Here is a 6490-nt window from a genome sequence, read left to right on the forward strand (position 1 = left end):
GCCCTCACCGGCGGGGGCTTTTTCATGGTTGACGCAAGGGGTGTTGCGGCTAGAAGAGGTCAATTGCCCGCAAAGCCAGGACGGAAGTTGGATTATACGTACACGCCCCCGCCGAAACCGACCCTGGCCCGCTGGTGGAACATCACCCGCGCCTACAAGGGTCAATCCGTGCTGCGGATGCTGGAGTATGAGCACCTTTCCACGCTGTCCATCGCGGGCAAGGTCCTGGACATGGGCGGCGGCAAGAAGGCCAAGTATCTGCGGCTTTTGCCGCCCGGTCTGACCGTGGAATCGGTCAACATCGACCCCGGCATCGAGCCCACGCACCTGGTCGAACCCGGCCAGCCCCTGCCCTTGGCCGACAACAGCTATGACGCCGTCATCTGCTTCAACACGCTGGAGCATATCTACGACGCCGTCCCCGTGCTGCAAGAGCTTTACCGCGTGGTCAAGCCCGGCGGCGCGGTCCATGTCATCGTCCCCTTCATGTTCCGCATCCATGGCCACCCCGACGATTACTTCCGCGCAACGCCCAGCTGGTGGCAGGAAACCTTCCGCCGCACCGGCTTTGCCAAGATGGAGCTGATGCCGCTGGTCTGGGGTCGTGGATCGACCCGCGCCGTTGTGCCGGGGATGCACGGTGCCTTCCCAAGGGCGCGGATGCACCTGGCCATGCTCTTCGACATCCTCTTCGCCAAGCTGATGCTCAAGGGCGACCGCATGTCGGGACGGCGCGGCGACAGCATCAGCGGCACCTCTCCGGGCTGGTTCATGACCGGATGGAAGGGGCAGGAATGACGGGCAAATCTCCGTTCCGCGGGCTGAAGCTGGGGCTGCACCGGCTTCTGGGCCGCAAGACGACGCGGGTCGATGGGCTGACCGTGACCTGCGATCCGGCGCTGATCCCGCGCTCGGTCGTGACCGCGCTGGTCAAGGGCAGCTACGAGGCGCCCGAGCGGCAGATGGTCGCCGACGCGATCCGCAAGGGTGACCGCGTGGTCGAGATCGGCACCGGGGTCGGCGTCGTCAGCCTCTTGTGCAACCGGCTGGCGGGGGCGGGCAATGTCCTGTCCTTCGAGGCCAATGCCAGCCTGGAGCCCGCGATCCGCGCCAATTTCGCGCTGAACGGGATGGAGCCGCGCCTGCGCTTGCGGGCCGTCACGGTGGATGGGGCGCCCATCAGCTTTTACCGGAATGAGAACATCGTCTCCTCTTCGGTCTATGACCGGGGGCTGGAGGCCGAGAAGGTGACGGTCGAAAGCGAGGCGCTGGATGCCGTGCTGGAGGCCGAACAAGCCACCGTCCTGGTGATCGACGTCGAGGGCGCGGAGCTGGCGCTTTTGGCCTGCGAGGGTGTCGGGCGCCTGCGCGAGATCATCGTCGAGACCCATCCCCATATCGTGGGAGAGGCCGAGACGGCGGCCATGGTGGCGGGCCTTCAGGCGCGCGGCTTCAAGGTGACGGGCCGCATCCACAAGAACCTGCGTCTCAGCCGGGCGGGTTGAGATGGCCGACCCGCTGCGCGTCATCCATTTCCACTTCGGCAAGGAGGGCGGGGCCGAGAGGTTCTTCGTCAAGCTCGCCCAGGCCTTGGACCGGCGCGGGGTGCAGCAGCGCTTCATCATCCGCAAGGGGCGGTCCTGGGATGCGCAGATTGCAGAGCTCGGCCCGGTGATCCGCAACAACTTCTCGCGGTTGTCACCGATGACTCCGGTCCTGCATTGGCAGGCCAGTCGTTGGGTGCGGGACTGGAAGCCCCATGCGGTAATGAGCTGGATGCCGCGCGCCGGGCGGTTGGTGCATCGCTGGCCGGGGGTGGTCAAGCTGAACCGGATGGGGGATTTTCCCCAGAACCTCAAGCACTTCGACAACCTGGACATCCTCGTTGGCAATGTCCCGGGTATCGCCCAGACCTGCCGCGACCTCGGCTGGACCAAGCCCGCTCTGACGATTTCCAACTTCACCCCGCTGACCCCGCCGAACCCCGTGCCGCGAGCCGCCCATGACACGCCCGAGGGCGTCTTCCTGATCGCCGCCGGGGGCCGTTTCCAGCCGCGCAAGGCCATGGACATGGCGATCCGGGCGCTGGCCCGGATGCCGGGGGCCTGGCTCTGGCTGATCGGTGAAGGGCGGCTGCGCCCGGAGCTTGAGGCGCTGGCGGAGGAATTGCAGGTCACCGACCGCCTGCGCTTTGTCGGTTGGGTCGACAACCCGATCCACCATATCGCCGCCGCCGATGCCTTCCTCCTGCCCTCGCGCCATGAGCCGCTGGGGAATATCCTCCTGGAGGCCTGGGCGGCGGGCGTGCCCTCGGTCTCCACCCGCTGCGAGGGGCCCGCCTGGTTCATGCGCGACGGCATCGACGGCCTCATGACCCCCATCGACGACGATGCGGCGATTGCCGAGGCCCTGACCCGGCTGCGCAACGACCCCGCCCAGGCGCAGGTTTACGCGGCAAATGCCCGCGCCCGACTGGACGAGATGTTTTCCGAAGAAGCGATCTGCCGCGACTATATGAAGGTCTTTGCCGGAGAGATGCCATGACGCTCCCCATCTCTGCCTTCATCATCTGCCAGGACGAAGAGCGCTTCATCGAGCCCTGCATCCGCTCCCTTCACATGTGCGCCGAGATCGTGGTGGTGGACTCAGGCTCCACCGATGAGACCTTCGACATCCTCGACCGCCTGACCGCCGAGGGCTTCCCGATCAAGCTTTTCCGCGAGGCCTGGCGCGGCTATGGCGGCCAAAAGCAATTCGCGCTGGAGCAGTGCACGCAACCCTGGTGCCTGTCGATCGACAGCGACGAACGCCTGTCGCCCCTGATCGCCCAGGACCTGCCCGGCCTCATCACCCAGGATGTCGCGGGCTGGCGGATCACGCGTTACCCCTATCTCGACGGTTTCGGCTATGCGCCGCCCCAGGCGAAAGAGCGGATGAACCTGCGCATCATCCGCAATGGCGCGGGGCATTTCGACCCCAAGGACAAGGTCCACGAGGGTCTTTACGTCACCGGAGAGGTCAAGAACGCGCCGCGTGGCGGGCTCTTGCACTTCCGCCCCATCCATCTGCATGAGCAATTCCTGAAGGAAAACAAATACTCCAGCCTCAAGGCGCAGATGAAGGTGACCCAAGGAAAGCGCGCGCAGCCCTGGAAGATGGCGGTCTCTCCCTGGATCTATTTCCTGCGGCTGTATTTCCACAACGGCCTTTGGCGCTGTGGTTGGGCGGGGTTCATTCGGGCGATGCTGGGGGCGACCTATGCCTTCATGACCGAGGCCAAACGCTGGGAGCATGAGGCGATCCAGGCCGTCCCGCCGGTGGAGCCCGACTTCTCGAAGCTCGACAGGTATTGACCGCGATTCGCGCAGCTTGCGCACAAATTTCGCGCATGCACGCCACGATGCCGGACAAAGTTGCGTCATACCTCCAGGATGCCGCAGAAATCGCAACAAAGCGTCAGCTCGCCTGCCCTATCCTGCCCGCAACTGCGAACAGGAGCCCCAAATGCGTATCGTCATCCTCGGAGCCGGTGTGATCGGCGTGACCTCGGCCTGGTACCTGGCGCAGGCCGGGCACGAGGTGACCGTGATCGACCGGCAATCAGGCCCGGCGCTGGAGACCTCTTTCGCCAATGCCGGCGAGATTTCGCCCGGCTATGCCAGCCCCTGGGCCGGCCCCGGCATCCCGATGAAGGCGCTGAAATGGCTCTTCATGCGCCATGCCCCCCTGATCCTGGAGGCCAAAATCGACATCGCCCGGATCGACTGGATCATCCGGATGCTGGGCAACTGCACCGCCTCGGCCTATGCGGTGAACAAGTCGCGCATGGTCCGGCTGGCGGAATATTCCCGCGACTGCCTGCGCGACCTGCGCAGCAGCACGGGGATTTCCTATGACGAGCGCACCCAAGGAACCCTGCAGCTCTTCCGCACGCAAAAGCAGGTCGATGCGGCCGAGAAGGACATCAAGGTCCTCAAGGCCGACGGCGTCCCCTTCGAGGTCCTGACCCCTGCGCAATGCGTCGCCGCCGAGCCCGGCCTCGCCTCCAGCCTGCACAAGATCGCAGGCGGCCTGCGTCTGCCGGGCGACGAGACGGGCGACTGCTTCAAATACACCAACCGCCTGGCCGAGATGGCAGCGGCGGCGGGTGTGACGTTCCGCTACGGCGTCCAGATCTTCGGCCTGAACCGCGAGGGCGGGCGGATCGCCTCGGTCCATACCTCCCAAGGCCGCGTCGAGGCCGATGCCTTCGTGCTGGCCATGGGCTCCTACTCTCCGGCCATGGTCAAGCCCCTGGGGATGCGCCTGCCGGTCTATCCGGTGAAGGGCTATTCCATCACCATCCCGATCCAGGACGAGACCCGCGCCCCGGTCTCGACCGTCATGGACGAGACGTTCAAGATCGCCATCACGCGGCTTGGCGACCGCATCCGGGTGGGCGGCATGGCGGAAATCTCGGGCTTCAACAACACCTTGGAGGCGCGGCGGCAAGAGACCCTGACCCATTCGGTCGAGGACCTCTTTGGCGGGGCGGGCGACCAAAGCCGGGTGAGCTACTGGTCGGGCCTGCGCCCGATGACGCCCGATGGCACGCCGGTCGTGGGCGCCACGCCCCTGTCGAACCTCTGGCTGAACACCGGCCACGGAACCCTCGGCTGGACCATGGCGGCGGGTTCGGGCCGGGTGCTGGCCGACCTGATCTCGGGCCGCGCCCCGGAAATCGACAGCTCTGACCTCGGCCTGTCGCGCTATGGCCGGAGAGCCGCCTGAGCGCCTGACGGAATGGCTTGACAGGGCGCCCGTCGCCCTGTTCAACCTCGGGCAAGGCGCAGGCGAGGTGGGGCGATGTATCTGGATTCCGTGCGCGAACTCCTCCGCAAGCAAAAGCTGGTCGAGGGCCTGACGCGGGCCCAGGCCGGGGCCCATACGCCCGCGCTGGATACGGTCACCGAAAAGCAGCAACATGCGGAAATCGAGAATTTCCTGGCCAAGCTGGCGGTCGCCGACATCGTCGAGATCTTTGAAAGCCTGACACCGGACGAGGCCGCCCAGCTTTGGCCGCGCGTGCCTGCGGGGCGGTCCACCGATGTGCTCTGGGAGGTCTCGGATGAACTCCGCGACCGGCTGGAGGATGTGGCGGGACCGCGTCTGACCGAAACCAAGGTCTCGGTCTTCGAGATCATCGGGGGCCGGATCAAGCCGACGCCGATCAAGAGCCGCAAGGACCTGGAAGGCCGCCGCCCGATCTGGGTCGACCTTCTGAACGCCTCCCCCGCCCAGCGCGCCTATATCGGCGAGTTCTACAAGCTGGAGCTGCCGGACCCGGGCGACGAGGTGGACCTCGAGGTCGCCAACCGCTTCCATGTCGAGGAAAACGGCGCCCTGGCCTTGCACTCGAACTTCCTGCTGGACCGGGGCGGCAAGAGCCGCTCGATCCCGGTGAGCTTCCTCTTGCACCAGAAGATCCTGTTTTCCCTGCGCAACGAGGACCTGCCGGTCTTCCGCCTGCAGCGCCGCAGGGCCGAGACGGTGCCGGGCTATGCCGAGGATTGCTTCGACCTGCTTCTCAGCCTCTATGGCTCGGACGTCGAATATTCGGCCGACAGCCTGGAGGATATCTACAAGACCCTGAGCCGCGTCGGGAAGCATGTCCTCTCCGAGACGATGACCGACGAGGAGGCCGCAAGCGTCCTGGCCGATATCGCCGAGGAAGAGGACCTCAACGGCCGCATCCGCAGCAACATCATGGACACGCAAAGGGCCATCGTCTTCCTGATGCAGGCCAAGGTGCTGGAGGATGAGCATATCCAATCCGCCAAGCAGGTGCTGAGGAATATCGACAGCCTGAACAGCCACACGGCGTTCCTGTTCGACAAAATCAACTTCCTGATGGATGCGACCATCGGTTTCATCAACATCAACCAGAACCGCCGCGTGACCCAGTTGACCATGCTGAGCGTGGTCTTCCTGCCGATGAACGTGCTGGCGGGGATGGGGGGGATGTCGGAGTTCTCGATGATGACGGCGGGGATCCCCTGGCCGATCTCTTACGGCGCCTTCCTGGTGGGGACGGCGGCCATCGGCTTCCTGACCTATCGCGTCGTGCGCCGGGCCGACCGGATCAAGCGGGGCCAGAAGTGAGGGCTTTGCGTCATGGGCTGGTGATCCTCGCGCTCACAGCCCTGACGCAGGTGGGCGGCCTGGCCTGGGCCCTGGCGCTGGTGTTTCGCCGCCGGATGCTGGCCTTCCTTGCAGCCTATGTCGCCCTGAGCCTTGTGGCCCACCTCGCCGCCCCCATCTTCGGACGCGAGGCCCTGCCCTGTTTCGGCGCCCCGCTGCGGGCGCAGAGCCCTTTCTATTGCGGGTGCGCGCTATTCTGGAATGCGACTTTTCATGGTTCCTTGATGTTTGGGACCAGACAAGGAGCTGAGAATGAAGATCCGGTTTTCCCATCTTTCCGTCTCCGAGCGGCGCAAGATCGAGCGCTGGC

Annotated in this window: 6 protein-coding genes and 1 pseudogene; all 7 read left to right on the top strand. The window is 65.4% G+C overall.

Annotation, left to right across the window (positions count from 1 at the left end; translation table 11 throughout):
- Nucleotides 1-87: 87 nt before the first annotated feature.
- Nucleotides 88-798, top strand: a complete 711-nt coding sequence (locus GV832_RS18455; RefSeq protein WP_168776359.1) for a class I SAM-dependent methyltransferase — start codon at nt 88-90, stop codon at nt 796-798.
- Nucleotides 795-1505 carry an FkbM family methyltransferase gene (locus GV832_RS18460; protein WP_168776360.1) on the top strand — a complete coding sequence of 237 codons (711 nt, stop codon included), beginning with the start codon at nt 795-797 and terminating at the stop codon, nt 1503-1505. The genes GV832_RS18455 and GV832_RS18460 overlap by 4 nt, the downstream gene beginning before the upstream one ends.
- A 1-nt stretch (nt 1506) precedes the next feature.
- Nucleotides 1507-2544 (top strand): glycosyltransferase, encoded by a 1038-nt coding sequence (locus tag GV832_RS18465; RefSeq protein ID WP_168776361.1) that lies wholly within the window; start codon nt 1507-1509, stop codon nt 2542-2544.
- A complete protein-coding gene (locus tag GV832_RS18470) occupies nt 2541-3353 on the top strand; it encodes a glycosyltransferase family 2 protein (RefSeq protein ID WP_168776362.1) in 813 nt (270 codons plus the stop codon). Before GV832_RS18465 ends, GV832_RS18470 begins: the two co-directional genes overlap by 4 nt.
- 151 nt (nt 3354-3504) lie before the next feature.
- Nucleotides 3505-4770, top strand: a complete 1266-nt coding sequence (locus tag GV832_RS18475; RefSeq protein ID WP_168776363.1) for a D-amino acid dehydrogenase — start codon at nt 3505-3507, stop codon at nt 4768-4770.
- Between the two features lie 75 nt (nt 4771-4845).
- Nucleotides 4846-6141, top strand: a complete 1296-nt coding sequence (locus tag GV832_RS18480) for a CorA family divalent cation transporter (RefSeq protein ID WP_168776364.1) — start codon at nt 4846-4848, stop codon at nt 6139-6141.
- A 20-nt stretch (nt 6142-6161) separates the two neighbouring features.
- A pseudogene (locus GV832_RS22130) lies at nt 6162-6490 on the top strand (hypothetical protein); the annotation flags it as partial.

Origin of the sequence: Stagnihabitans tardus, assembly GCF_009925085.1 — a bacterium.
Classification (GTDB): domain Bacteria; phylum Pseudomonadota; class Alphaproteobacteria; order Rhodobacterales; family Rhodobacteraceae; genus Stagnihabitans; species Stagnihabitans tardus.

Coding starts and splice junctions, on each gene's coding strand:
- GV832_RS18480 (WP_168776364.1), top strand. CDS start 4,846: ATGTATCTGGATTCCGTGCGCGAACTCCTCCGCAAGCAAAAGCTGGTC.
- GV832_RS18475 (WP_168776363.1), top strand. CDS start 3,505: ATGCGTATCGTCATCCTCGGAGCCGGTGTGATCGGCGTGACCTCGGCC.
- GV832_RS18460 (WP_168776360.1), top strand. CDS start 795: ATGACGGGCAAATCTCCGTTCCGCGGGCTGAAGCTGGGGCTGCACCGG.
- GV832_RS18465 (WP_168776361.1), top strand. CDS start 1,507: ATGGCCGACCCGCTGCGCGTCATCCATTTCCACTTCGGCAAGGAGGGC.
- GV832_RS18470 (WP_168776362.1), top strand. CDS start 2,541: ATGACGCTCCCCATCTCTGCCTTCATCATCTGCCAGGACGAAGAGCGC.